This window comes from Enterobacter sp. NFIX58, from assembly GCF_900110475.1.
Lineage (GTDB): Bacteria > Pseudomonadota > Gammaproteobacteria > Enterobacterales > Enterobacteriaceae > Enterobacter > Enterobacter quasiroggenkampii.
Genome location: NZ_FODW01000001.1, coordinates 1,676,834 through 1,702,268, shown reverse-complemented (window position 1 = coordinate 1,702,268; position 25,435 = coordinate 1,676,834). Strand labels below are relative to the sequence as shown.

Annotated in this window: 18 protein-coding genes; 7 read left to right on the top strand and 11 right to left on the bottom strand. The window is 58.3% G+C overall.

Annotated features, from left to right (window positions below; all coding sequences use genetic code 11):
- Positions 1 to 40: 40 nt before the first annotated feature.
- Positions 41 to 2,074, top strand: a complete 2,034-nt coding sequence (gene betT / locus BMW97_RS08355) for a choline BCCT transporter BetT (protein WP_024906970.1) — start codon at positions 41 to 43, stop codon at positions 2,072 to 2,074.
- 46 nt (positions 2,075 to 2,120) lie between these two features.
- Here the strand turns inward: betT and BMW97_RS08350 are convergent, their stop codons facing one another.
- The 7 genes from BMW97_RS08350 to BMW97_RS08320 all read right to left on the bottom strand — a co-directional run bounded on the left by BMW97_RS08350 (position 2,121) and on the right by BMW97_RS08320 (position 11,771).
- A complete protein-coding gene (locus BMW97_RS08350; protein ID WP_082087752.1) occupies positions 2,121 to 4,226 on the bottom strand; it encodes a prolyl oligopeptidase family serine peptidase in 2,106 nt (701 codons plus the stop codon).
- The gene (locus tag BMW97_RS08345; protein ID WP_045909634.1) at positions 4,223 to 6,355 is read right to left on the bottom strand and encodes a peptidase domain-containing ABC transporter; all 2,133 of its coding nucleotides are present in this window, start codon (positions 6,353 to 6,355) and stop codon (positions 4,223 to 4,225) included. Before BMW97_RS08345 ends, BMW97_RS08350 begins: the two co-directional genes overlap by 4 nt.
- The gene (locus tag BMW97_RS08340; RefSeq protein ID WP_045909633.1) at positions 6,348 to 7,622 is read right to left on the bottom strand and encodes an HlyD family secretion protein; all 1,275 of its coding nucleotides are present in this window, start codon (positions 7,620 to 7,622) and stop codon (positions 6,348 to 6,350) included. Before BMW97_RS08340 ends, BMW97_RS08345 begins: the two co-directional genes overlap by 8 nt.
- A 132-nt stretch (positions 7,623 to 7,754) precedes the next feature.
- Positions 7,755 to 7,997 carry a hypothetical protein gene (locus BMW97_RS08335; protein WP_052714374.1) on the bottom strand — a complete coding sequence of 81 codons (243 nt, stop codon included), beginning with the start codon at positions 7,995 to 7,997 and terminating at the stop codon, positions 7,755 to 7,757.
- A gap of 140 nt (positions 7,998 to 8,137) precedes the next feature.
- The gene (locus tag BMW97_RS08330; protein ID WP_045909632.1) at positions 8,138 to 8,356 is read right to left on the bottom strand and encodes a hypothetical protein; all 219 of its coding nucleotides are present in this window, start codon (positions 8,354 to 8,356) and stop codon (positions 8,138 to 8,140) included.
- A gap of 349 nt (positions 8,357 to 8,705) precedes the next feature.
- Entirely contained in the window at positions 8,706 to 9,359 is a 654-nt protein-coding gene (entD, locus tag BMW97_RS08325; protein ID WP_045909631.1) for an enterobactin synthase subunit EntD, read from the bottom strand.
- Between the two features lie 162 nt (positions 9,360 to 9,521).
- Entirely contained in the window at positions 9,522 to 11,771 is a 2,250-nt protein-coding gene (locus tag BMW97_RS08320; RefSeq protein ID WP_090392641.1) for a TonB-dependent siderophore receptor, read from the bottom strand.
- A 144-nt stretch (positions 11,772 to 11,915) separates the two neighbouring features.
- Here BMW97_RS08320 and fes point away from each other — a divergent pair, with 144 nt between their 5' ends.
- The 3 genes from fes to entF are packed head-to-tail and all read left to right on the top strand — an operon-like array spanning position 11,916 to position 17,192.
- The gene (gene fes / locus BMW97_RS08315; protein ID WP_090392639.1) at positions 11,916 to 13,115 is read left to right on the top strand and encodes an enterochelin esterase; all 1,200 of its coding nucleotides are present in this window, start codon (positions 11,916 to 11,918) and stop codon (positions 13,113 to 13,115) included.
- Positions 13,116 to 13,125: 10 nt separating this feature from the next.
- The gene (locus BMW97_RS08310) at positions 13,126 to 13,338 is read left to right on the top strand and encodes an MbtH family protein (RefSeq protein ID WP_045909628.1); all 213 of its coding nucleotides are present in this window, start codon (positions 13,126 to 13,128) and stop codon (positions 13,336 to 13,338) included.
- Positions 13,335 to 17,192, top strand: a complete 3,858-nt coding sequence (gene entF / locus BMW97_RS08305; RefSeq protein ID WP_045909627.1) for an enterobactin non-ribosomal peptide synthetase EntF — start codon at positions 13,335 to 13,337, stop codon at positions 17,190 to 17,192. The genes BMW97_RS08310 and entF overlap by 4 nt, the downstream gene beginning before the upstream one ends.
- 87 nt (positions 17,193 to 17,279) lie before the next feature.
- Here the strand turns inward: entF and fepC are convergent, their stop codons facing one another.
- From fepC to fepD, 3 genes are read right to left on the bottom strand one after another with little or no spacing between them, the layout of a single operon-like run.
- A complete protein-coding gene (gene fepC / locus BMW97_RS08300) occupies positions 17,280 to 18,074 on the bottom strand; it encodes an iron-enterobactin ABC transporter ATP-binding protein (protein WP_045909626.1) in 795 nt (264 codons plus the stop codon).
- A complete protein-coding gene (gene fepG, locus BMW97_RS08295; RefSeq protein ID WP_045909625.1) occupies positions 18,071 to 19,063 on the bottom strand; it encodes an iron-enterobactin ABC transporter permease in 993 nt (330 codons plus the stop codon). The genes fepC and fepG overlap by 4 nt, the downstream gene beginning before the upstream one ends.
- Positions 19,060 to 20,064 carry a Fe(3+)-siderophore ABC transporter permease gene (fepD, locus tag BMW97_RS08290; RefSeq protein WP_045909624.1) on the bottom strand — a complete coding sequence of 335 codons (1,005 nt, stop codon included), beginning with the start codon at positions 20,062 to 20,064 and terminating at the stop codon, positions 19,060 to 19,062. The genes fepG and fepD overlap by 4 nt, the downstream gene beginning before the upstream one ends.
- 108 nt (positions 20,065 to 20,172) lie before the next feature.
- Here fepD and entS point away from each other — a divergent pair, with 108 nt between their 5' ends.
- A complete protein-coding gene (gene entS / locus BMW97_RS08285) occupies positions 20,173 to 21,408 on the top strand; it encodes an enterobactin transporter EntS (protein WP_045909623.1) in 1,236 nt (411 codons plus the stop codon).
- Positions 21,409 to 21,491: 83 nt separating this feature from the next.
- Here entS and fepB read toward each other — a convergent pair whose 3' ends face one another.
- A complete protein-coding gene (fepB, locus tag BMW97_RS08280; protein ID WP_045909622.1) occupies positions 21,492 to 22,451 on the bottom strand; it encodes a Fe2+-enterobactin ABC transporter substrate-binding protein in 960 nt (319 codons plus the stop codon).
- A 188-nt stretch (positions 22,452 to 22,639) separates the two neighbouring features.
- Between fepB and entC the strand changes: the two genes are divergently transcribed.
- Complete coding sequence (gene entC, locus BMW97_RS08275; RefSeq protein ID WP_045909621.1) at positions 22,640 to 23,815, top strand: isochorismate synthase EntC; 1,176 nt, start codon at positions 22,640 to 22,642, stop codon at positions 23,813 to 23,815.
- A 9-nt stretch (positions 23,816 to 23,824) separates the two neighbouring features.
- Entirely contained in the window at positions 23,825 to 25,435 is a 1,611-nt protein-coding gene (gene entE, locus BMW97_RS08270; RefSeq protein WP_045909620.1) for a (2,3-dihydroxybenzoyl)adenylate synthase EntE, read from the top strand.

Genomic DNA, 25,435 nt, shown 5'->3' with positions numbered 1-25,435 from the left:
ATTTGGATTTTAATAGTTACAAAAACAGTGAGGATACTGGATGACAGACCTTTCACAGGACAGAGAAAAAGACAAAATCAACCCGGTCGTTTTTTATACGTCCGCCGGGCTGATTTTGTTGTTTTCCCTGACAACGATCTTCTTTCGCGATTTTTCTGCCGAGTGGATTGGGCGCACCCTGAACTGGGTGTCAAAGACCTTCGGCTGGTACTACCTGCTGGCGGCGACGCTCTATATCGTCTTTGTGGTCTGCATTGCCTGCTCGCGCTTCGGCTCCGTTAAGCTCGGTCCCGAGCAATCCAAGCCCGAGTTCAGCCTGCTGAGCTGGGCCGCGATGCTGTTTGCCGCAGGCATCGGCATCGACCTGATGTTCTTCTCCGTGGCCGAACCGGTCACGCAGTATATGCAGCCCCCTGAAGGGGCAGGGCAGACGATGGAGGCCGCGCGCCAGGCGATGGTCTGGACGCTGTTCCACTACGGCCTGACCGGCTGGTCAATGTACGCCCTGATGGGGATGGCGCTGGGATACTTTAGCTATCGTTATAATTTGCCCCTCACCATCCGCTCCGCGCTGTACCCAATTTTCGGTAAAAAGATCAACGGCCCGATTGGCCACAGCGTCGACATTGCGGCGGTGATCGGCACCATCTTCGGCATCGCGACAACGCTCGGGATTGGCGTGGTGCAGCTCAACTACGGGCTGAGCGTGCTGTTTGATATTCCGGATTCGATGGCGGCGAAAGCGGCGCTGATTGCGCTCTCCGTCATTATCGCCACCATTTCGGTGACGTCGGGCGTCGATAAGGGCATCCGCGTGCTCTCCGAGCTGAACGTGGCGCTGGCGCTGGGCCTGATCCTGTTCGTGCTGTTTATGGGCGACACCTCATTCCTGCTCAATGCCTTAGTGCTGAACGTGGGCGACTACGTGAACCGCTTTATGGGCATGACGCTGAACAGCTTCGCCTTCGACCGCCCGGTGGAGTGGATGAACAACTGGACGCTTTTCTTCTGGGCGTGGTGGGTCGCGTGGTCGCCGTTTGTCGGCCTGTTCCTGGCGCGTATTTCACGTGGCCGCACCATCCGTCAGTTTGTTATGGGCACGCTGATTATCCCGTTCACCTTTACCCTGCTGTGGCTGTCGGTGTTCGGCAACAGCGCGCTCCATGAGATCATCCACGGCAACGCAACCTTTGCACAGGAAGCGATGGCGCACCCGGAGCGCGGCTTCTACAGCCTGCTGGCGCAGTACCCGGCGTTCACCTTTAGCGCCTCCGTGGCGACCATTACCGGCCTGCTGTTTTACGTCACCTCAGCGGATTCCGGCGCGCTGGTACTGGGCAACTTCACCTCGAAGCTCAAAGACATCAACAGCGATGCGCCGAACTGGCTGCGTATCTTCTGGTCCGTCGCCATCGGCCTGCTGACGCTCGGCATGCTGATGACCAACGGCATCTCGGCGTTGCAGAACACCACGGTGATCATGGGGCTGCCGTTCAGCTTCGTTATCTTCTTCGTGATGGCCGGGCTGTATAAATCGCTCAAGGTGGAAGATTACCGCCGTGTCAGCGCCAGCCGCGACACCGCACCGCGTCCGATGGGGGCCCAGGACAGGCTGAGCTGGAAGAAACGCCTGTCGCGCCTGATGAACTACCCGGGCACGCGCTACACCAAACAGATGATGGAGACGGTCTGCTTCCCGGCAATGGAAGAGGTGGCGCAGGAGCTGAAGCTGCGCGGCGCCTACGTGGAGCTGAAAAACCTGCCGCCGGAGGAGGGCGAGACCCTGGGGCACCTGGACCTGCTGGTGCACATGGGCGACGAGCAGAATTTTGTCTACCAGATCTGGCCACAGCAGTACTCGGTCCCCGGCTTTACCTACCGGGCGCGCAGCGGGAAGTCGACCTACTACCGGCTGGAGACCTTCCTGCTGGAAGGAAGTCAGGGGAATGATTTGATGGACTACAGCAAGGAGCAGGTGATTACGGATATTCTGGACCAGTATGAACGGCACCTGAACTTTATCCACCTGCACAGGGAAGCGCCGGGGAATAGCGTGATGTTCCCGGATGTTTGAACCATTTCGTGTATGAATGACAGGGCACCCGTAACGGGTGCCGCTTTCACCTGTCCTGAACGTGAAGACCGGTTTTCCAGATGAAGAAACTTACCGTGTCGACTAATTTTGAATCTGCCTCGGCATAGGTTGCCGCACTGTGTCCTCCCTGACGGTAAGCCAGAACCAGCACGCTGCGCGGCGAGCCGATCTCCTCTAAACGGGCGGCGAATTTTGCTGTTTGCCACGGGGAAACGCGCTGATCATGCAGGCCCACGGTTAACAGCACGGGAGGATAACGTTTTTCAGGTACCAGATGCCGGTAAGCATCTATTTTCAATAAGTTTAGCCTGCCTGACGGCGTCAGCGGCGATCCCAGTTCGTCATAGTTCATCACGCCTATCGGAATGTTATCCAGTCGGCTGGTATTCAGCATCCCGGCGTCTATGGCCACTGCGGAAAACAGTTCCGGGCGACGGGTCATCGCCATACCCACGATAATTCCCCCCGCGCTTTCACCCCCGATTGCCAGTTTTGACGGTGAGGTGTAGCGACTGTCGATAAGATATTCCGCGCAACGGATAAAATCGGTAATGGAATTTTCTTTCTTATCCGCTCTTCCTGCTTCGTGCCATTCAGGGCCCATTTCACCGCCTCCGCGTACATGCGCGATAGCGAGAATACCGCCTTGTTCCAGCCAGAGCAGACGGGTCAGATCGAATGAAGGAAACGTACTCACGCCGTACGCGCCATAAGCCGTCAACCAGGTAGGGACCGAACCATCGCGCGCAATGCCTTTACGGTATATGAGAGTCAGTGGGACGCGAACATTCTCTGCTGTAGTGACCCATTTTTCTTCCGTCACATAGTCTGTCAGGGGCTGGCTTAACGGCGGTATTAACTCTGTTTTCTGGAGAATGTTATCCGCAGGTTGATAATGATAAATGACGGGGGGATTAAGCCAGCCCTGACGGGTGAAAAGAATGTCCTGACTATCGCTGCTGGCAAATATTGCACTCACGTCTTCATCTGCAGGGACCGGAATTGCCTGGTGGTGACGGATATCAGCAAACGGAATACGCATGAATTTACTGCTTCCGGCGTTATGATAAGCCACATAAAGTGAATCCCTACTCAGGCTTAATTGTGTTAACTCTCCGTTCGACCAGCTCATCACGGGTTCTTTGGTGGAGGCAGGAGCCGCCAGATTGATGCGTGAAATATCATAGCCTGAGGAGGCGTTATAGCTCGCCAGATAAATCCACTTCCCGGAATAAACAAAGGCAGAAACATTTTTATCGGTATCAACAATTTTGTTCCAGGTGAGTGTGCTGTTGTCATCCGCGTCTTTTTTAGCGGCAAAAAGGTAGCCTCCATAACCACTGATGGATTTTGAAACGTTAACAATCAGATATTCAGAATCAGGAGAGGTGTACAGATTAACGTTTTCGCAGGCTTTTTGTGCGAGTTCAGGGAGCGTGCGCCAGTCAAACGTCATAACGTCTCTGTCGTGCCCTATACGATGGAGGTAGACCTTGCCGCAGGTTTGTCGTCCTGAATCCTGAGTGATGGTGTTGAGACTATAATAAAAGGACTGATTATCCGCGGCCCAGACAACGCTGGGATAGCGAACGTCGGGTATATGCGTATCTAATACGACATTATCCACAACCCTGATAACGGTAATTCTCGTGCTTTCAGTCCCGTTTCTTGAGAGCCCAAAAGCCACGTAGCGACCATCATGTGAAGGGCTAAAAAAATTAATCCCATAGCCAACAGGCGGATCAATGAGCACCCGTTCCGGTTTTCCCTTCTGTCTTACAAACAGCCGCAGGTATGGGTGTTCGACCGTTGAGCGTAGATAAAAACGATTTTGTCCCGCATCATAAATATCAGAAATAGTGGGGGCCGTATTCTCCAGCTCGCTTAACCTTTTCGCCAGCGCGTTTCTCCATGGAAGGGCGTGGAGTGTCTTAACCGTCTGGTTTGAGCGTTGATTTAACCAGCGAGCAGTCAGTTGGGGGTGAGTTTCCATCCAATGATAAGGATCCATGCCATCCTCATAGGGATTTTCGTTAGCATGAGCGAAAAAGAGACAGCCGAAAAATGCGAGGATCGTAATAATTATCTGCTTGCTGATAGGTTTTATTCTCGGTATCAGGCAATGTTTCATTTCTGGCTGGGCTCATGTTGTTCTGTTAGTGGCGTTAGTTGAATCACACGTTCAGCGGATGCGATAGTTGATTTTCTGTGCGCGATGATAATGCGTGTGATGTTTAACTTTTTGATGGCTGCATTGACATAGCTCTCACTCTCTTCATCCAGCGCGCTGGTCGCTTCATCCATAAATAATATTCCGGGTTTGCGATATAGCGCGCGCGCAATAAAGAGTCGCTGTTTTTGTCCACCTGATAATCCTTCACCGAGTTCACCAATTAGGGTCTCGTATCCCATAGGCATTTTTATAATCACGTCATGGATATAGCTGGCGCGGGCGCAGGCTTCCATCCACTCCTTATCGCCTTTGTCATCAAAGCCACAAATATTTTCCCTGATTGATCCAGAGAACAACTTATCATCCTGCATAACGCAGCCGATAATTTTACGATAGTTGTTTAAACCCAGCTGTTGAATGTCATAACCGTCGATTGTGACGGAGCCCGAAAGTGGTTCAAATAAGCCACAAAGTACTCTCATAAGCGTAGTTTTCCCCGCTCCTGACGGTCCTGTAATCGCCACGCTTTCACCTGCTGAAACCTTGAATGAGAGATTGCGAAAAACATCGGCGGAATGCTCGTCATAGCGATAGCTCAGCGCATGGGTTTCAAGAGTAACAGGTTGCATGGTATTTATGATTTCTCTGTCAGGCTTTTTCATTTCTCTTACGTTAAGCGCAATATCGGATACGCGTTCGTTATGAAGATGCATCATGCGCAACTTCATCAGAAAATTTGTCAGTGACCAGATTCTGTCGGCAAATTGTTCTCTGAACACGCCAAAAGCGATGAACATCCCAATTGTCATCGCGTTTTCTATGATGAGTTTTGAACCCAGCCATAACATTGTTATTTGTTCGCAGGCAATAATAAAAGCGTTTACCCCACCAAAAAGCAGATCCATTTTGGTGATTTTTATCTCTGTATTGATCGTGTCAATTTCCAGATTTAACCAGTGAGTGCCGCGTCTCTCACTCAAACCCTGCATTTTTACGGTCGCGATACCGTACAACGTTTCCATGAAATAGGACCGGGTGCGGGCATCTCTGATGAGGGTTTCTTCCGATAACTCGCGATAGGTACTGTAGGTCATTAGTCTGGTCAGAACATACAGCGCAGTAAAGCCTATGACTACGCCAGTCAGCCAGCCGCCATAAAGTATCATCATCACGATGACACCCATCATCATGGTTCCATCGATAAGTGCCCCAATGATGCTACTGGTAAAAGTTTCCCGAAGCGTGTTCAGTGATCCAAAGCGCGACTGAATATCGCCCAGCTTGCGCCGCTCAAAATAGCTTAGAGGCAGCCGCACGAGATGGGTAAAAAGCCCGGACTGCCACTGCACATTGATAAGCGTCGTCATTATCAGCGAGGACCATGAACGTAAAGCACTCAACGCCACGCGCAGTAAAGTAAAGAGAAACAGGCCGATACAAATCACCGTTAACAAGCCCATATCTGCGGCGGGAATAGCATGATCCAGGGCGAGTTGAGTGCCTATCGGTATAAGCAGGTTGATGGTTTCAATAATGAGCGAATAGAAAAATATTTTGCCTAACATTCCCTTAAGGCCGTGCACCTTCGCGGCCAGGGACCTTAGGCTGAACTGATGGCTTGTTGGCTGTGCGGCAAATGTACTTCCGGGCCATACTTCGAGCGCTATGCCGGTGAAGTATTTCGACATCTCCTCCATACCTACTTTTCTTCTCCCCCGAGCGGGGTCGTGAAGTATGGCTCGATTCTGCTTCACGCTGACGAGTACCACAAAATGGTTAAAATCCCAGTGCAGGATGCAAGGAGTCTTAAGCGCGCTGAGTTCATTGAGATCGAGGGATAAACAGCGTGTTGCGAGTCCAAGTTGTTCAGCAATTTGCGTCATGCCTGCCAGTGTGGTGCCCCGTGCCGACAGGTTAAATTGTTGACGCAGGGCGATGAGGTTGCTCTGTTTGCCATAGTGGCTACAGATCATCGCGAGGCAGGCCAGACCGCACTCTGACGATTCCGTCTGGTGGACCAGCGGAACCCGGGAGCGCAACTGGAGATCCAGCTGTTCGATGAGGGTTTTAAGAGAGCGTTTACTCATTTACCGGACCCCCGGCGCTATTTTTCATATCGTAGAAGGGTGAAAGCATCCACTGGTAGATTTTTCTTTTTTCCAGAAATAAGGTGCTTTGAGCCTGCATACCATTGCCTAAACTCAGACGTTTGCCCGCATAGGCAATGTTTTGTCTGTCAGGCCTGATAATAATTTTGTAGTAAGGGGCGGCCCCGAGTGAGGTCGCTTTAAGTGCCCCCTGATAGGTTTGCATCTCCTGAGGGGAGGCAGGGGAACGCGAGATAACCGAAATGGAGCCCCCAAACATGCCAAATTTTTGTGCCGGAAACGCCTCATAGCGAATGTTCACCCGGTCGCCAGGAGAAAGGTAGGGGACGGCATCATTAGGCACCCATGTGACAAGAGAAAAATGATCGATAGTCAGAGGGATAATTTGCAGGAGGCTGTCGCCAGGTTTGATCATCTGCCCAACAGTAACGCTCAGGGAGTCTACCCGCCCGTCAGACATTGCCCGTATGATAATTGCGCCCCCGGCATCAATATTTAGACGCTCTTTTTGCAGCTCGTAGCGCTGAAGCTCCATCTGGTGGATCTGGTTATCAAATTCGGCAGCCTGAGTTTGAATCTGGCTTTCGAGAGTGGTCACCTGCAACGCGTTCTGATCGCTTTGAGCAGACAAATTAAGCATATTATTTTGTCGCTCGTAGTATAAGGCTATCTGGTTTATCAACTGATCCTGCGTGATAAGTCCGCGCGCTTGATAATGCCGATAGTTTTCCATGTTCGTTTTCATGACGCGAATGCCTTCCTGGGCTTGTGCGATAATGTCTGAGGATCGTTTGAGGGCCGCACTGTATTGCTCTTTTTGTTTTTTTAGCATTTCCAGAGTGTTTCTTTTATTCTCCTGAAGAAGATCCGTGATTTGAGCAATACGTGTAAGTTGGTTATCGACATCCATTCGCTGGTTATCACTCACAACACCGCTACGCGTGCTTTTACTAACATCTATCATGTAGATAGCATCGCCTGTTTTGAGCAGTTGACCTTCAGTGACAAACTGTTTAACTACAACGCCCTGGACACTGGCATACACATTTGATGAGCGGGGATACGTGGATATCTCACCCATCACTGTGATCCTTCTTGTATAGCTGAATGTCAAAATGAAAACGATAAAGGCAACAATAAAAAAAGCAGATAATCCGGCAACAAGCCAAATTGGAATACCAGGTAGTAATAAGGCCTTTCCCTGCCATCGCATTTTTTTGTATTCAACCGCTTGTTGGCGATACACGCATGCTATTCCTTTTGTAAAGCAAGTCTTTAGATTTAGCCTGATTCCAGGCGATCATTTTTAGCTGAATGGCGCCTGGTTATTCCACCTGTTCCAAAACGTTCACTGACTGTCCTGGCCATTAGCTCTCAGTCAGTAATGTTGACCCGGTAAAGATTCAGCCATCTTTTCCATTGCGTCCGTCATGTCCTCCGGGACCTCCTTTTCCGCCTTTGCCCCCTTTCCCGCCTGGGCCACCGTTACCGCCATCTCCTCCGTTACCTCCACGTCCACCATTGCCGCCGTTGCCGCCATTGCCTGACCCACACGTGCCACCGTTTCCTCCACGACCTCCGTTCCCACCGGCGCCCCCATTGCCGCCATTACCGCCGTCACATTGTGATCCTCCGGAAATAAGCTGCATCTCAGAATTCAGTAATTTTCGCATTTTCATCTCCTGATGAAATAAGTACATCCTTCACAATGGCCCACAATAAAAATCTATCGTGAGCCGTCGTATTCGCTGTTAAGGGTGATTAACGGCGTCCGCCATTATTACCACCACCACAGTTTCCGCCATTACCGCCGTTGCCGCCATTACCCCCACGGCCACCATTACCACCATTGCCGCCGTTACAGGTACCACCGTTACCGCCACTGTTACCATTGCCGTTACCACTGTGATTACCGTTCCCGTTACCAGCACCAATTCCACCAGCGACACTGCTCATTTCATTTTGGTTTAATTCACGCATTATACTTTCCTTAGTGATATTGAGTTAATGTAAAACAGCGAAAGCATAATGTTCCTAAAATTATAAAATTGAAATGATTTATTTTGTGTTTATTGATTTTTTTATCTTGGTATTTTTGATCTGGCTCGAGGTTTTATGGCTGAGTTCTGTTATGAAAAAAACCTGCTCGCATACTTTTAAATGCTCAAGGAAAATTTTGGTGGCTATTATAAATGGTAGGGAGGGGCTTAACATTTTTTCTCGGTGGGTGTACGTTTATTTGATTGGTGGCTATAGGGGAGGATGGTTTTGTTATTATTCATCTGGTATTAATTAAAACTAGATTGCTGGAGCAATAAACAGGACAGCATTATTCCTGAACGACAATCATGGTATATACCTCTCCATTAATACGTTGCCAGGCGAGGCTAAAGCATTTTCCCTGCTGATAACGGCCTGCCGGATGGCTGAGCGTCAACGCGATAGTTTGCTGATTCAACGCCGTGACCCGTGCACAGTCGAATCCCATGTAGCGCCTTGCCGTAGGGAACAGGGCTTTAAACAAACTTTCTTTGGCGCTGAATGCAAGCGTCAATGCCAGCGCAAAGGGGTAGCCCGAGCGCGTCAGGCACATCGCTTCCTGTGCATCAATGATGCCGTCCTGGATTTCTCGGGCTTCACGGTCAGGAAGAATGGCTTCGCAATCAATACCCACAAGCGCATCTGGATGACGGACGGCAACCGCCATCGCCTGCGTGCCGCTGTGGGTGATGCTTCCTGAAACGCCTTCCGGCCAGAGCGGTTCACCGCTGGGGCCGATGCCGGGCACGGTGTGGTCAGGTAAGGCATGCGCGGCGGCGATGCGGCCTGCCAGATGCTCGGCTTTGCGTTTGCGCCCGGCGTTTGCAAGCTCGGCGTGGTGGGGGAGCCAGAGGAGATCGGCGTCGGTGAAGGTGGTTGGGTCGAAGGTGACGTGGTGAACGGTGTGGCCGGCGAGAATGAACGTGGTGTGGGTTGTGTGCATGGTTTTTCCTTCAGAATTGTGCGGCCTGATGCCCTCACCCCGGCCCTCTCCCACGGGGAGAGGGAGCAAACACTAAAAACGGCAACGGGGTTGCCGTTTTGCTTTCACCTCGTCCTCACCCCAGCCCTCTCCCATAGGGAGAGGGAGGCGTTGTTGCCTTTATCAGAAACGCGTATTCACGCTCATATACCACGTGCGGCCTGGCTCATTATAGGTATAAGCCCCCGCGCCGTACATATACGCACCGGTGGTGGCGTTGCCCGTGGTCTGGGCATTACCCGCGCGCCACTGGCGCTTGTCGAAGACGTTATCCACGCCGCCGGTCAGGCTGACGTTTTTGGTCATGTCCCAGGTTGCGCTCAGACCAACGATGCTGTACGGGCTGACTTCGTCTTTCTCAGACCCGGTGACAGGCTGACCTTTGTAGTTGTACTTCTTCGGCTGCTGCTTGCCGTACCAGGTAAAGGTCGACTGGAGCGACACGTCCTGATGCACCTGCCAGCTCAGAGTGGAGTTCAGCGTGTACTCCGGAATGATCGACAGACGGTCGCCGGTCTCCTTGTTCTTGCTCTGCAGCATGTAGGTGATGTTGTTGGTCCAGTTAATCGTGTCGCTGACCGGCACGTTCAGGGAGCCTTCCAGACCTTCCACCACCGCCTTCGGCACGTTTTCCCACTGGTAGATATCCGTCTGCACTTTACCGGAAGAGGTGTGACCAATCGGCGCGTAGCCCGCTTCAATCTTGTCGCGGTAGTCGTTGCGGAACCAGGTGACGCCCGCCAGCCAGCCGTCGTGTTTCCACTCCAGGCCAATCTCTTTGTTGATGCTGGTTTCGGCCTTCAGGTCGTCGTTACCCATCATGTAGCAGCCCACGCCGTCGGAGCTGGCGTAGCAGCCCTGGCCTTTGCTGTAGAGCAGGTAGTTCGGGTTGGTCTGGTACAGGCTCGGCGCCTTATAGGCGCGGGCGATCCCCATCTTCAGCGTGAAGTCATCCCCCAGACCCTGCGACAGGTTAAGTGACGGGCTCCAGTTGTTGCCGACGATGGTGTGATGGTCGAAGCGCAGGGCAGGGGTCAGCATGGTGCTGTCGGTCAGCTCCATGTTGTTTTCGGCGAACAGAGAGAAAATCTCTGCCGACGTGTACGGGCTGCGGTCGTTGCTCATGCCCGGAATGGTGCCGCCCTGCTGAGTTTGGGTGAAGGAGGTCGAGTCCTTCATGCGCTGCTGGTTCCACTCGGTGCCGAGCGTCAGGTTCTGGTTAACGTGGAAATCAATCGGCAGGTTGATTTCACTGTGCAGCATCACGTCGGCCAGATCGGTGTCGGTGAATTTATTACTGTTGAACAGGCCTTCCAGACCGCCTGCCAGCCCTTCGCCCAGACGGGAGTTGCGGGTGTGCTCGTACTGCGCCCAGTTGCTGGTGGTAATGCCGTTATCCCAGCCGCCGTTCCAGGTCACCGCGAAGTTCTGGCGATAGATACGGTTGGTCTCTTTGCCGTAGTTCTTTTTCACCAGACCGCTGGAGCTGTTGTCGTTGTTGGTGTTCTGGGTATCACCGGCGTAGAGGTTGTTCTGGCGGCTGTAGCCCGCCTCAAATTCCAGAGACTGCATCGGCGCAAAGTCCCAGCGCACCACGCCGTTGATGTCTTTATTTTCCACCCCTTCACGGCCCGCGGGCAGCGTGTCGGCGTAGGCACCGGTTCGGTCAGACTGGTGACCCTGGTTGATGTCCCACGCGTCGGCCTGGGTTTTGTCCAGGTTACCGAACATGCGGAAGCTGAAGTCACCGCCCAGCGGGCCGCTCAGGCTGAAGTTGGTGCGTTTGGTGGAACCTTCATCCTTGTGCTCAGGCGCATTCAGGTAGGTATTCCAGGAGCCGTGCCACTGGTCGTCGAATTTTTTGGTGATGATGTTCACCACGCCGCCTGCCGCGCCGTTGCCGTAGCGCGCGGCGGCCGGACCGCGGATCACTTCGATGCGCTCGATCATCTCCGGCGGTACCCAGCCGGTATCGCCGCGGGTATCGCGCTCGCCGCGCCAGCCCAGACGGATGGAGTTTCGGCTGGTCACCGGCTTGCCGTCGATCAGGATCAGGGTGTTTTCTGGCCCCATGCCGCGGATATCAATCTGACGGTTATTCCCGCGCTGGCCGCTGGTGGAGTTACCGGTCAGGTTAACGCCCGGCATGGTGCGGATGATTTCAGCCACGTCCCGCGCGGGCGGGTTTTTACGGATCTCATCGGCGGTGATGGTCGATACCCCCGGCGCCTGCAGATTCTGCTCGGCGGCGGTGATCACCATCGTGTCTTCGTGCTGCGCAGAGGCGGTGTTGTCGTCTGCCAGAGCGGGCAGCGCGACGCCGTAAATCCCTAAATTGACCAGCAAGGCCAGAGAGTGAATCTTCTTATTCATTGTACGTCCTGCTTTTGCGGTTGTTTTATGAGCGCTTCCCACAGCGCGGGCACTACGCTATTGCAAATGCAAATAGTTATCAATAATATTATCAATAAAATTTGCTCTGAAACAAAAAAGACTGTTAAACATGAGGTTATAAGGGTGACGGCGTTAACAACGGGAAGTGAAGCGTGGTGGCAGTCGAAAAACGGGCCTGAATGGACGCCGGAAAAGGGAAACTATCGCGTCACGTTCTGGTGGCGTGACCCGGCAGGAACGCAAAGAACGTCACCGATCAAACGCGTCTGGCTCTACGTCACCGGCGTGACCGATCACCACCAAAATGCCCGCCCGCAGTCTCTCGAACGCATTCCCGATACCGACGTCTGGCAGTGGCAGGGCGAGTTCAGCCCCGAGTGGCGCGGGAGTTACTGTTTTATCCCTTCCGTGAATGAAAACGATTTTGCCAGCGTCGTGTTTGAAGGCGAGCAGCCGGAGCGCATGGCGCTGCGCGAAGGGTGGCGCAAGCTGCTGCCGCACGCGGTTTCCGACCCGCTGAATCCGCAAAGCTGGCGCGGCGGGCGCGGCCATGCCGTCTCCGCGCTGGAGATGCCGGGCGCGCCGGTTCAGCCGGGCTGGAATCATCCCGATACGCCGTATCAACCTCCGATTTGTATTGAGTGGGAAAGCGCGCGCCTGAAAAATCGCCGTCGCGTCTGGATTTTCACTACCGGGGGCGACGACCCGGAACGTCCGCTGGCGGTGCTGCTCGACGGGCAGTTCTGGGCCGAAAGCATGCCGGTCTGGCCTGCACTGGCGTCGCTCACCGCCGAGCGCAAATTACCGCCTGCGGTCTACGTCTTAATCGATGTTATCGACATGGAGCATCGGAACCGCGAGCTGCCGTGCAATCCCGATTTCTGGCTGGCGGTGCAGGAAGAACTTCTCCCCCTTGTTAAAAAACGCGTGCCGTTTAGCGACCGCGCCGACCGTACGGTGGTGGCTGGCCAGAGCTTTGGCGGTCTCGCGTCGCTTTATGCTGGCCTCCACTGGCCGCAGCGTTTTGGCTGCGTGCTTAGCCAGTCCGGCTCTTACTGGTGGCCACACCGCGGCGGCCAGCAGGACGGGCTGTTAATCGAACAACTTAAAGCCGGTGAAATATCTCCTCGCGGGCTACGCATCATTCTTGAAGCCGGGCGCAACGAGCCGCTCATCTTCCGCGCGAATCAGGCGATTTACGCCGAACTGCACATACACCAACCGGTTATCTGGCGTCAGGTTGACGGCGGACACGATGCGCTTTGCTGGCGCGGTGGGCTGACGCAGGGGCTGATGACCCTCTGGCAGCCGCTTATTCACTAACGGAGTCTGTATGGAATTCAGCAATCCTTTCGATAATCCGCAGGGACAGTTCGCCATTTTGCAAAACGACCAGGGGCAGTACAGCCTGTGGCCGCAGCAGTGCGAGCTGCCGGCAGGGTGGCGCGTGGTGTGCGAAGCACAGTCGCAGGAGGCGTGCCAGCAGTGGCTTGCCGGGCACTGGCAAACGCTTGAGCCGTCTTACTTTGTGGGGGAGAAAGCATGAACCGTCTTCCTCTCGTCGCCGCCCAGCCGGGGATCTGGATGGCGGAACAGCTGTCCACGCTGCCAAACGCCTGGAGCGTGGCGCACTACACCGAGCTGAAAGGCGATATCGATGCGCCACTGCTGGTTAAAGCCATTGCGGAAGGCATGCTGCAGGCCGATACCCTGCGCATGCGTTTTGCAGAAGAAAACGGTGAGGTGTGGCAGTGGGTGGATGAGACCTTCATTCTGCCGGAACCGTCCGTTGTTCGCGTTGATTCCCACGCCGCCGCCGTGGCGCTGATGGAATCCGATCTTAACCAGAACCTGCGCGTCGACAGCGGTCAGCCGCTGGCGTTTCACCAGCTGATTCAGGTCGGTGACAACCACTGGTACTGGTATCAGCGCTATCATCATCTGGTAGTGGATGGCTTCAGCTTCCCGGCCATTACCCGCCAGATCGCCGCAATTTATGCCGCGTGGAAAAAGGGCGACCCCACGCCTGAATCCCCGTTTACCCCATTTGCAGAGGTGGTGGACGAGTACCAGCGCTATCGCGACAGCGAGGCGTACCAGCGCGACGGCGCGTTCTGGGCCGAGCAGCGCAAACAGCTGCCTTCTCCGGTCTCGCTCTCCTCCGCGCCGCTGCCGGGTCGTGCCGCGACAACGGATATCCTGCGCCTGAAAATCGCCGCCGACGGTCGTGCTTTTAGCCAGCTTGCGCAGGCGGTAGAAAAGGTACAGCGCACCGACCTGGCGCTTGCGCTGGTGGCGCTGTGGCTGGGGCGCCTCACCGGACGGCTGGACTACGCCGCCGGGTTTATCTTTATGCGAAGGATGGGGTCCGCAGCCCTGACCGCGACCGGACCGGTGCTTAACGTCCTGCCGCTGGCGGTCAATATCGATCCGCAGGAGAGCCTGCCCTCGCTGGCGCTGCGCCTGGCGAACCAGCTGAAAAAAATGCGCCGCCACCAGCGCTACGACGCCGAGCAGATCGTGCGCGACAGTGGGAAAGCGGCGGGCGATGAAGCGCTGTTTGGCCCGGTGCTGAACGTGAAAGTGTTCGACTACCAGCTGGATATCGACGGCGTGGAGGCCATCACCCACACGCTGGCGACCGGCCCGGTGAACGATCTGGAACTGGCGCTGTTCCCGGACGAGCAGGGCGGGTTGAGCATTGAGATCCTCGCCAACAAACAGCGCTACGACGAGGCGACGCTGGTGCGTCACGTCGCGCGCCTGAACGCGATGCTGAGGCAATTTGCGGTCAATCCGGACCTGCGCTGCAGCGAGGTGGAAACCGTTTCAGAGCAGGAATACGCTAAGCTCGCGCGCATCAACGATACCGGACTGGCGCTGCCGTCCAGCACGCTCGCGGATCTGGTGGCGGAACAGGCGAGCAAAACGCCGGACGCCCCGGCGCTGGCGGATGCGCACGTTGAACTCAGTTATCGCCAGATGCGCGAGCAGGTCATCGCGCTGGCAAACCTGCTGCGTGCGCGCGGCGTGAAGCCGGGCGACAGCGTGGCGGTGGCCCTGCCGCGCTCGGTATTCCTGACGTTAGCGCTGCACGGCATTGTGGAGGCGGGCGCCGCGTGGCTGCCGCTCGACACCGGCTACCCGGACGATCGCCTGCGGATGATGCTCGAGGACGCGAAGCCGTCCCTGCTCATTACCACTGACGAACAGCTTCCGCGCTTTAGCGATCTCTCCGTTGAGACGTTTAGTTACAACACACTATTACCGACCGCGGGTGCTGAACCGCTGCGGCTGGCGAAGCCGGAGCAGACGGCGTACATCATCTTTACCTCCGGCTCGACCGGGCGTCCAAAAGGGGTCATGGTCGGCCATACCGCCATCGTTAACCGCCTGAAGTGGATGCAGGACCATTATCCGCTGGGCGCGGACGATGTGGTGGCGCAGAAAACGCCGTGCAGCTTTGACGTGTCGGTGTGGGAGTTCTGGTGGCCGTTTATCGCCGGGGCGAAGCTGGTGATGGCCGAGCCGGACGCGCACCGCGATCCGCAGGCGATGCAAAGTTTCTTCGCCCACTATGGCGTGACCACTACCCACTTCGTGCCGTCGATGCTGGCGGCGTTTGTTGCCTCGCTGACGCCGGAAAACGTCGCCTGCTGCAAAACGCTTAAGCAGGTGTTCTGCAGCGGCGAAGCGCTGCCGACGGCGCTTTGCCGCGAGTGGGAAGAGCTGACCCGCGTGCCGCTGCACAATCTTTATGGCCCGACGGAAGCGGCGGTGGACGTCAGCTGGTATCCGGCGTTTGGGCCTGAGCTGGCGGCGGTGGAAGGCAACAGCGTGCCGATCGGCTTCCCGGTGTGGAATACGGGGCTGCGCATTCTGGATGCGATGATGCGCCCGGTACCGTTCGGCGTGGCGGGCGATCTCTACCTCACCGGCATCCAGCTGGCGCAGGGGTATCTTGGCCGTCCGGATCTCACCGCCAGCCGCTTTATCGCCGACCCGTTTGCGCCGGGCGAGCGGATGTACCGCACCGGAGACGTTGCCCGCTGGCTGGATAACGGCGCGGTGGAATATCTGGGCCGCAGCGACGACCAGCTTAAAATTCGCGGCCAGCGCATCGAGCTGGGTGAAATCGACCGGGCGATGCTCTCGCTGCCTGACGTGGCCCAGGCCGTGGCGCACGCCTGCGTCTTCAACCAGGCGGCGGCAACGGGCGGCGATGCCCGCCAGCTGGTTGGGTACGTGGTTTCTGAAACCGGCTTACCGCTGGACCGCGACGCGCTGCTGGAATCGCTCAAAACCCAGCTGCCGCCGCATATGGTGCCGGTGGTGCTGCTGCAAATCAGCGCGCTGCCGCTGAGCGCCAACGGCAAGCTGGATCGCAAGGCGCTGCCGCTGCCGGAACTGACCGGTAAAACGTCCGGACGGGCCCCGGAAAGAGAAACCGAAATCGCCGTCGCGCAGGCGTTTGCCGCGCTGCTGGGCTGCGAGATCAACGACATTGAGGCGGATTTCTTTGCCCTCGGCGGCCACTCGCTGCTGGCTATGCGTCTGGCGGCACAGCTTAGCCGTGCGTTCAACCGCAAGGTCACGCCGGGGCAGATTATGGTCGCCTCGACGGTCAGCAAGCTTAGCGCCCTGCTGGACTCGCAGATGAGCGACGAGCAGGCGCAGCGTCTGGGGTATGAAACGCTTCTGCCGCTGCGTGAGGGCGACGGCCCGACGCTGTTCTGCTTCCATCCGGCGTCCGGCTTTGCCTGGCAGTTTAGCGTGCTGGCGCGCTACCTCAGCCCGCGCTGGTCAATCGTCGGCATTCAGTCGCCGCGCCCGGACGGGCCGATGCAGCAGTGTGCGGATCTGGATGGGGTGATTGAGCGCCACCTGTCTACGTTACGTAAGCAGCAGCCGCAGGGGCCGTATTACCTGTTCGGTTATTCCCTCGGCGGCACGCTGGCGCAGGGGATTGCGGCCCGCCTGCGCGAGCAGGGTGAAGCGGTTTCGTTCCTCGGCCTGCTGGATACCTGGCCGCCGGAAACCCAGAACTGGGCGGAAAAAGAGGCTAACGGCCTCGACCCGGCGGTGCTGGCAGAGATCGAGCGGGAACGTCAGGCGTTTATCGCCGCTCAGCAGGGGCAGGGCTCCAGCGAGCTGTTTAACGCGATTGAAGGCAACTACGCCGACGCGGTGCGGCTGCTCACCACGGCGCACAGCGCGCGCTTTGACGGCAAAGCGACGCTGTTTGTCGCCGAGCGCACGCGAACCATGGATCCGCAGGCGGCCTGGGCGCCGTGGGTGTCGGAGCTTGAGGTGTACAGCCAGGATTGCGCCCACGTGGATATCATTTCACCGCAGGCGTTTGAGAAGATAGGGCCGGTGTTGAAGAATATTTTGGGGTAACGTCAAAAGCGCCGGGTGGCGGCTACGCCTTACCCGGCCTACACTCGGCTCCCGTAGGCCGGGTAAGGCGTAGCCGCCACCCGGCAATTACCGTCGACCTAACGGCACCACCAGCGGCGTTCCCGCCACCGGATCGTCGATTATCATGCAGCGCAGGCCGTAGATCCGCGCGATCAGCTCCGGCGTAACAATCTCCTTCGGCGCGCCCTGCGCCACAATCTCCCCGTCTCGCAAGGCAATCAGGTGCGTGGCATAGCGGCACGCCTGGTTTAAATCGTGCAGTACCGCCGCCAGGGTATACCCCTGCGCGCGGTTCAGCTCGCTCAGCAGCTCCAGCAGGTCAATCTGGTGGCTGATATCCAGCCACGTTGTCGGCTCGTCCAGCAGCATGATGGAGGTCTCCTGCGCCAGCACCATCGCGATCCACGCGCGCTGACGCTGTCCGCCGGAAAGGGTATCCACGCTTTGCTGAGCGAGATCGGTAATGCCCGTCGCCCGCATCGCGCGGTTCACCGCCTCGTCATCTTCCTTGCGCCAGCGGGTAAACAGCGGCTGGTGCGGATAGCGTCCGCGCGAGACCAGCTCCTGCACCGTGATGTCCCCCGGCGTGGTGGCGTTTTGCGCCAGCAGCCCGATGCGCCTGGCCACCTCTTTGCTGGCGAAGCGCTGGATCTGCTCGCCGTCGAGGAAGACACTGCCCTCCACCGGCGTCATCAGGCGGCTCAGGGTGCGCAGCAGAGTCGATTTACCGCAGCCGTTCGGGCCGATAATCGCCGTGAAGTGGCCGTCCGGAATGGCGACGGATAAATCACGGGCAATAATTTTTTTGCCGTAACCGAGGGTGAGATTTTCGCCGCGCAAGCGGGTGGTTGAATCTGTCATTTCTTGCGAGACTCCTGAACGAGCAAGACGATAAGGTAAATGCCGCCGAGGCTGACGGTCACCACGCCCACCGGAAGCTGGTAAGGCATAAACAGCCGCTGGGCGCAAAGATCGGCGGCCAGCAGCAGCAGCGCGCCGCACAGCGCCGCCTGAGTTAATCCCCAGCGCGCCGTCCCGCTTAGACGTCGCGCGATATGCGGCGCCACGAGGGCGATAAATGAGATCGGCCCGGCGATGGCGGTGGAGGCGGCGGTCAGCAGTACGGCGACCAGCATCAGCATCAGGCGCGAGCGTTCAACGCCCACGCCCAGCGCGCAGGCGCTGTCGTCGCCCATCTCCAGCAGCCGCATGCGCCGTACCAGCAGCAGCGCGCCGATAAACATCAGCACAATCAGTGGTGCCGCGGGCCAGGTTTTGCCCCACGTCAGGCCGTTGAGGGAGCCCGCGTACCACAGCCCGGCGGAAAGCGCCGTTTCCAGCGAGGCCTGCAGCAGCAGCCAGGTGTTAAAGGCCATCAGCATCGCACGGATGCCAATACCGATAATGATCAGCCGGAAGGTATCGATGCCGTTGCGCCAGGCCAACAGCCAGATAACCAGCGACGTCAGAATGCCGCCCGCCATCGCCGTAAAGGTGATGGCCGTCAGGTGCTGGCCGAACAGCACCATCGCCACCAGCACGCCGCTCCAGGCCCCGGTATTGAGGCCCATCACGTCCGGGCTGCCGAGTGGGTTGCGCATCAGCGACTGGAAGATCGCGCCGCTGACGCCGAGCGCCGCGCCCACCAGGATCGCCATCGCCACGCGCGGCAGTCGCCATTCGGTGACAACCAGGGTGATATTGCGCGGCGCGCTGCCGAGCAGGGCGTTAAGCACCTGGGTGAAATCAAGCGTCACCGCGCCGCTGCGCAGGCTCCACGTTGCCAGCAGCAGAATGGCGATAACCAGCAGGGAGACGCAGGCGACTAAACGCCGGGAGGGAGCCATCATGCGCCACCTCCGCGTCTGCGTCGTACCAGGAAGATCAGCACCGGCGCACCGATAAAGGCGCTGACCACCGAGACGCGCAGCTCGCCGGGAACCAGCAGGCGGCCCAGCACGTCGGCAAACAGCAGCAGGGCAGGGGTCGCCAGCAGCGTGACGGGCAGGGACCAGCGGTGATCCGCCCCCACCAGCCAGCGCGCCATATGGGGCATCATCAGGCCAATAAAGGCAATCGGGCCAACCACGGCGGTCGCGCTGCCGCACAGTACGGTGATGGCCAGCAGGCCCGTCAGCTGCGTGCGCGCCACGCGGTTGCCGAGGGCGGTGGCGGTGTCGCTGCCGAGGCTCAGGCTGTTCAGCGCCCGGCTTAACGACAGCGCTACGGCGGTGGCAATCATCACCGGGATCGCCACCACTTTCAGGGTTTCAAGGGTGCGGATATCCAGCGAGCCGGCCTGCCAGAAGCGCAGCTGGTCGTAAACGTCCGGGTTGAGCAGGGCGATGCCGTTGGACAAGCCTTCCAGCACCGCGGCAAGTGCCACGCCCGCCAGCGTCAGGCGTACCGGGCTCAGCTGTCCGCCGCCCTGGCTGCCGGTAAACGCCACCACCAGCGAGGCGGCCAGCGCGCCGCAAAAGGCCATCACCAGCTGTTCAGAGGGCGACGTCAACCCGAACAGCGCCGCGCCGAGCACGATGGCAAAGCTGGCACCGGAGTTCACGCCGAGAATGCCAGGGTCCGCCAGTGGGTTACGGGTAAGGGTTTGCATCAACGCACCGGCAAGGCCGAGCGCGCCACCGGCCAGCAGTCCGGCAAGGGTGCGGGGCAGGCGGGCGTCGAGCACGATGACGCAATCGGCGCTCTGACAGGTGCCGGAGAGCGCATCAACGATAACGGAGGCGGGCAGCGACTTCGCGCCGACCAGCAGGCTGAGTGCAATCGCCAGGCTCAATAGCAGCAATAAAACGGGCACGGCAATGGCGCGCACCGAAGAAGAGGAAAACGACATAGCAACATCCATGATTTGATAATGATAGTGATTATCGTTATCTATCTTATTTGGCTATGTTAGCATGTGCGCCCATGGAATGGGTAGAATTACACTCAAGGCTTTGTCATGAATCAAAAATCCTGGCTGCTCAACCTCAGCCTGCTCAAAACGCACCCGGCGTATCGCGCCGTCTTTATCGCTCGTTTTATCTCCATTTTATCCCTCGGCCTGCTCGGCGTGGCCGTACCGGTCCAGATCCAGACTATGACGCACTCCAGCTGGCTGGTGGGGTTATCGGTGACGTTAACCGGCGGGGCGATGTTCATCGGTCTGATGGTCGGCGGCGTGCTGGCGGACCGCTACGAGCGTAAAAAGCTGATCCTGCTGGCGCGCGGCACCTGCGGTGTGGGCTTTATCGGGCTGTGTCTGAACGCCATGCTGCCAGAACCGTCGCTGATCGCCATTTATGCCCTCGGGCTGTGGGACGGTTTCTTTGCCTCCTTAGGCGTGACAGCGCTGCTGGCGGCGACGCCCGCGCTGGTCGGGCGAGAAAATCTGATGCAGGCGGGGGCGATCACCATGCTCACCGTGCGCCTCGGCTCGGTGATTTCGCCGATGGTCGGCGGCCTGCTGCTGGCAACCGGCAACGTGGCGTGGAACTACGGCCTGGCCGCGGCGGGGACGTTTATCACCACGCTGACGCTGCTGCGCCTGCCGCTGCTGCCACCTCCGCCGCAGCCGCGCGAGCATCCGCTGACATCACTGATGGCCGCTATTCGTTTTCTGTTCAGTAACCCGCTGATTGGCGGCATTGCGCTGCTTGGCGGCCTGCTGACCATGGCGAGCGCCGTGCGCGTGCTGTATCCGGCGTTAGCGGGAGAGTGGCGGATGAGCGCCTCGGAGATTGGCCTGCTGTACGCCGCGATTCCGCTCGGTGCGGCCTGCGGGGCGCTGACCAGCGGTAACCTGGCGCAGAGCGCGCGACCGGGGTTGATTATACTGCTTGCCACGCTGGCCTCGTTTATCGCCATTGGCTTCTTTAGCCTGATGCCGGTCTGGGCGCTCGGGGTGATGTGTCTGGTGATCTTTGGCTGGCTGAGCGCCATCAGCTCGCTCTTGCAGTACACCCTGATCCAGACTCAGACGCCGGAAGGGATGCTCGGGCGTATCAACGGCCTGTGGACCGCGCAGAACGTCACGGGCGATGCCATCGGCGCGGCGATCCTCGGCGGGCTGGGGGCGATAATGAGCCCGGTGGCGTCGGCGAGCAGCAGCGGGTTTGTGTTAGCGATGGTTGGCGTGATTTTGTTAGTGGCGCTGGTGGAATTGCGGCGGTTCAGGCAGGAGAGTGCCCCTGTGTGATTTGCCGGGTGGCGGCTGCGCCTTACCCGGCCTACATTTTGCACCTGTAGGCCCGGTAAGCGAAGCGCCACCGGGCGCATGCATTACCCGAAAATTGCCTCTAAACGCTGCAACACCAACATCGCGCTGTAATAATCCAGGCGGAACGTCTCAGTTCCTAACGCCCACACGCGCTTGTTTTTCACCGACGGTAGGTGCGCCAGCAGCGGGTTAGCGTAAATCGCCGCCACGTCTTTCTCGTCACCGGCAAACACAAACAGCCCTTCGCCGTTCAGTCCCGTCGCCAGGTTTTCGCCGCCCAGCTGGATAATGTCGTGGCGCTTGCCCTGGCTTGTTGAGGTCTGCAACCCGGCTGGCAGATCCGCCAGCGTAAAGCCCAGCTGGTGCAGCAGCTTGCCCTGCGCCGATTCGGCGGTCCACAGGTTGGCGGAATGCGCGGCGGCGGTGTAGACGATGGCGTTCACCGGCTGCGGCGGCAGCGTCATTTGCTGTTTCACCTGCGCGAGCTGTGTATCAAACGCGGCTATGCGCCCGGCGGCCTGCTTTTCGTGTCCGGTGATCGCGCCCAGCTGAGTCAGCAGCGCCTGCCAGCTCTTGTCGTCGTAGTTGATGATAAGCGTCGGCGCGATAGCTGAGAGCTGATCGTACAGCGCCAGTGCGGAATCCCCGCCGGTGGCGCTGATCAAAATCAGGTCCGGCATTTGCGCGGCTACCGCTTCGGCGCTCGGCTCGCCAATGTACAGCCGCGCTACCTTGCGCTGCTTCGCGATATCGCCCCACTGGCGCAGGAAACCCTGTCCATCCGCCACGCGGTTGTTCGGCGTGGTCGCGCCGCTGGCGACGACCGGTGCGTCAATCGCCAGCAGGGAGCCGGTTAAGGTCACGCTGGTGGAGACAATGCGCGTCGGTTTGTGCTCAAGGGTATGTACCCCGCGGCTGTCAGTCACCTGACGTGGCCAGTCGGCGGCAGCGGCTGAGGTAAGTCCTAAAACAAAAAGTGATAATAAAAGCAGGGGATTACGGAAAACGGCAGGGAATTTCACAGCGCGGGATCCTGTTTTCGTTGAAGATAATGCTTCTCATTTTCATGGTTGCCGCATCGGGATGCAAGCTTTTGTCGCACAAGTTATTTGCCCGACGGTTGACAGCGAAGCGATGTGGGATTAGGTTAGCCGACGAAAATATAAATGATAATCATTATTGCTTCTTTTATCATTTTGAGGAGGATGATATGGATACGTCCCTGGCTGAGGAAGTTCAGCACGCCGCAACCACGCTGGAATCAGACCGTTTTTTCTTTATGTCGCCTTACCGCAGCTTTACCACGTCCGGCTGCTTTGCCCGCTTCAGTGAACCCGCCGTCGGCGGTGACGATCCGGCGGGTCGCTTCCAGCAAAAATTAGCCCAGGCCTTCCGCACGGCAAAAGCCAGCGGTATTGCTCACCCGGTGATGGTGGGGGCGATCCCGTTCGACACCCGCAAGCCCTCGTCGCTGTTTATTCCGCAACGCTGGGAAACCTTTTCCCGTCCCGCACGTCAGCAGTCCGCACGCTATTTTTCCGGCGCGCAGGCGCTGAAGGTGGCACAACGCACCGAGATCCCGCCGCAGCCCGTCTTCGAAGAGATGGTTGCTCGCGCCGCGTCGCTGACCGCCACGCCGCAGGTGAACAAGGTGGTGCTGTCGCGCCTGATTGATATCGCGACCGACAAACGCATGGACAGCGGCGCCCTGATGGAGCGCCTGATCGCCCAGAACCCGGCGAGCTTCAACTTCCACGTGCCGCTGGAAGACGGCGGCGTGCTGCTGGGCGCCAGCCCGGAGCTGCTGCTGCGTAAAGAGGGGGCGCACTTTAGCTCGCTGCCGCTGGCAGGCTCCGCGCGCCGTCAGCCGGACGACGTGCTGGATCGCGAAGCGGGCAATAAGCTGCTGGCCTCCGAAAAGGACCGTCACGAGCACGACCTGGTCACCCAGGCGATGAGGGCCATTCTGACACCGCGCAGCCATCATCTCAGCATGCCTGATTCTCCTCAGTTGATTACCACGCCGACGCTGTGGCATCTGGCGACGCCGGTGGAAGGCGAGGCGCGTGAAAACGAGAACGCCCTGACCCTGGCCTGCCTGCTGCACCCGACCCCGGCGCTGAGCGGCTTCCCGCATCAGGCGGCGAAAGAGCTGATTGCCGAGCTGGAGCCGTTCGACCGCGAGCTGTTTGGCGGCATCGTTGGCTGGTGCGACAGCGAAGGCAACGGCGAGTGGGTGGTAACCATCCGCTGCGCGCGTCTTCGTGAAAATACCGTTCGCCTGTTTGCCGGTGCGGGCATTGTGCCTGCCTCCTCCCCGGTGGGCGAGTGGCGCGAGACGGGCGTGAAGCTCTCTACCATGCTCAACGTGTTTGGTTTGCACTAAGGAAGACTCATGACCATTCCCTTTACCCGCTGGCCTGAGGTATTTGCCCGCCGCTACCGTGAAAAAGGCTACTGGCAGGATCTGCCGTTGACCCACATCCTGACGGATCGGGCGGACAGCGATGCGGTGGCGATTATCGATGGCGATCGCCACATTACCTACCGCGCGCTGAATCAGGCCGTGAACAACCTGGCCTCAGCCCTTCAGGCGCGTGGGCTGCAGCGTGGCGAGACGGCGCTGGTGCAGCTTGGCAACGTGGCCGAGTTCTACATGACCTTCTTCGCGTTGCTGCAAATTGGCGTCGCGCCGGTCAACGCGCTCTTTAGCCACCAGCGCAGCGAGCTGAACGCCTACGCGGCGCAGATCAACCCCGCCGTGCTGATCGCCGATCGCGACCATGTGCTGTTTGCGGGCGATGATTTTCTTCATGCCTTTGTGGATGAACATCGCTCGGTGCGCGTCGTGCTCCTGCGCGGCGATAAGGGTGAATATGCCCTGGACGCGGCGACTGCGCGCCCGGCGGACAATTTTATCCCTAACCCGACGCCCGCCGACGAAGTGGCGTTCTTCCAGCTCTCCGGCGGCAGCACCGGCACGCCGAAGCTGATCCCGCGGACGCACAACGATTACGACTACAGCATTCGCCGCAGCAACGAGATCTGCGGTATCACTGCGCATACCCGGTATCTGAACGCGCTGCCCGCGGCGCACAACTACGCCATGAGCTCGCCGGGATCGTTAGGCGTCTTTACCGTGGGTGGCTGCGTGGTGCTGGCGAACGATCCGAGCGCCACGCTCTGCTTCCCGCTGATTGAACGGCATAAGATTAACGTCACTTCGCTGGTGCCCCCGGCGGTAAGCCTCTGGCTACAGGCGATTGCCGACGGCGCGGGCAACGCCCAGCTTGCGTCGCTGAAGCTGCTCCAGGTGGGTGGCGCACGCCTCTCCGCCACGCTCGCGGCGCGCATTCCGGCAGAAATCGGCTGCCAGCTGCAGCAAGTGTTCGGCATGGCAGAAGGGCTGGTGAACTACACCGCGCTCGACGACGCGCCGGAACGCATCATCAACACCCAGGGCCGACCGATGTGCCCGGACGACGAAGTGTGGGTGGCGGACGAGCACGGCAACCCGCTGCCGCGCGGGGAAGTCGGGCGCCTGATGACGCGCGGCCCGTACACCTTCCGCGGCTATTTCAACAGCCCGGAACACAACGCCAGCGCCTTCGACGCCAACGGCTTTTACTGCTCCGGGGATCTGATCGCCATTGACGATCAGGGCTACATCACCGTGCAGGGGCGCGAGAAAGATCAGATCAACCGCGGCGGCGAGAAGATTGCTGCTGAAGAGATCGAGAACTTGCTGCTGCGCCATGAGTCGGTGATCCACGCCGCGCTGGTGAGCATGGAGGATAGCCTGCTGGGTGAGAAGAGCTGCGCGTATCTGGTGGTGAAACAGCCCCTGCGCGCGGTCGAGGTGCGTCGCTTCCTGCGCGAGCAGGGCGTCGCCGAATTCAAGCTGCCGGACCGCGTGGAGAGCGTGGATGCGCTCCCGCTGACGCCGGTCGGCAAAGTCGATAAGAAACAGTTGCGCCTGCGGCTTGCTGAACGCGCCCGGGGCTGA

Bases quoted from the DNA above. Each gene is read 5' to 3' on its own strand.
- betT (WP_024906970.1), top strand. From the start codon at position 41: ATGACAGACCTTTCACAGGACAGAGAAAAAGACAAAATCAACCCGGTC.
- BMW97_RS08350 (WP_082087752.1), bottom strand. From the start codon at position 4,226: ATGAAACATTGCCTGATACCGAGAATAAAACCTATCAGCAAGCAGATA.
- BMW97_RS08345 (WP_045909634.1), bottom strand. From the start codon at position 6,355: ATGAGTAAACGCTCTCTTAAAACCCTCATCGAACAGCTGGATCTCCAG.
- BMW97_RS08330 (WP_045909632.1), bottom strand. From the start codon at position 8,356: ATGCGTGAATTAAACCAAAATGAAATGAGCAGTGTCGCTGGTGGAATT.
- entD (WP_045909631.1), bottom strand. From the start codon at position 9,359: ATGCACACAACCCACACCACGTTCATTCTCGCCGGCCACACCGTTCAC.
- BMW97_RS08320 (WP_090392641.1), bottom strand. From the start codon at position 11,771: ATGAATAAGAAGATTCACTCTCTGGCCTTGCTGGTCAATTTAGGGATT.
- BMW97_RS08310 (WP_045909628.1), top strand. From the start codon at position 13,126: ATGGAATTCAGCAATCCTTTCGATAATCCGCAGGGACAGTTCGCCATT.
- entF (WP_045909627.1), top strand. From the start codon at position 13,335: ATGAACCGTCTTCCTCTCGTCGCCGCCCAGCCGGGGATCTGGATGGCG.
- fepC (WP_045909626.1), bottom strand. From the start codon at position 18,074: ATGACAGATTCAACCACCCGCTTGCGCGGCGAAAATCTCACCCTCGGT.
- fepG (WP_045909625.1), bottom strand. From the start codon at position 19,063: ATGATGGCTCCCTCCCGGCGTTTAGTCGCCTGCGTCTCCCTGCTGGTT.
- fepD (WP_045909624.1), bottom strand. From the start codon at position 20,064: ATGTCGTTTTCCTCTTCTTCGGTGCGCGCCATTGCCGTGCCCGTTTTA.
- entS (WP_045909623.1), top strand. From the start codon at position 20,173: ATGAATCAAAAATCCTGGCTGCTCAACCTCAGCCTGCTCAAAACGCAC.
- entC (WP_045909621.1), top strand. From the start codon at position 22,640: ATGGATACGTCCCTGGCTGAGGAAGTTCAGCACGCCGCAACCACGCTG.
- entE (WP_045909620.1), top strand. From the start codon at position 23,825: ATGACCATTCCCTTTACCCGCTGGCCTGAGGTATTTGCCCGCCGCTAC.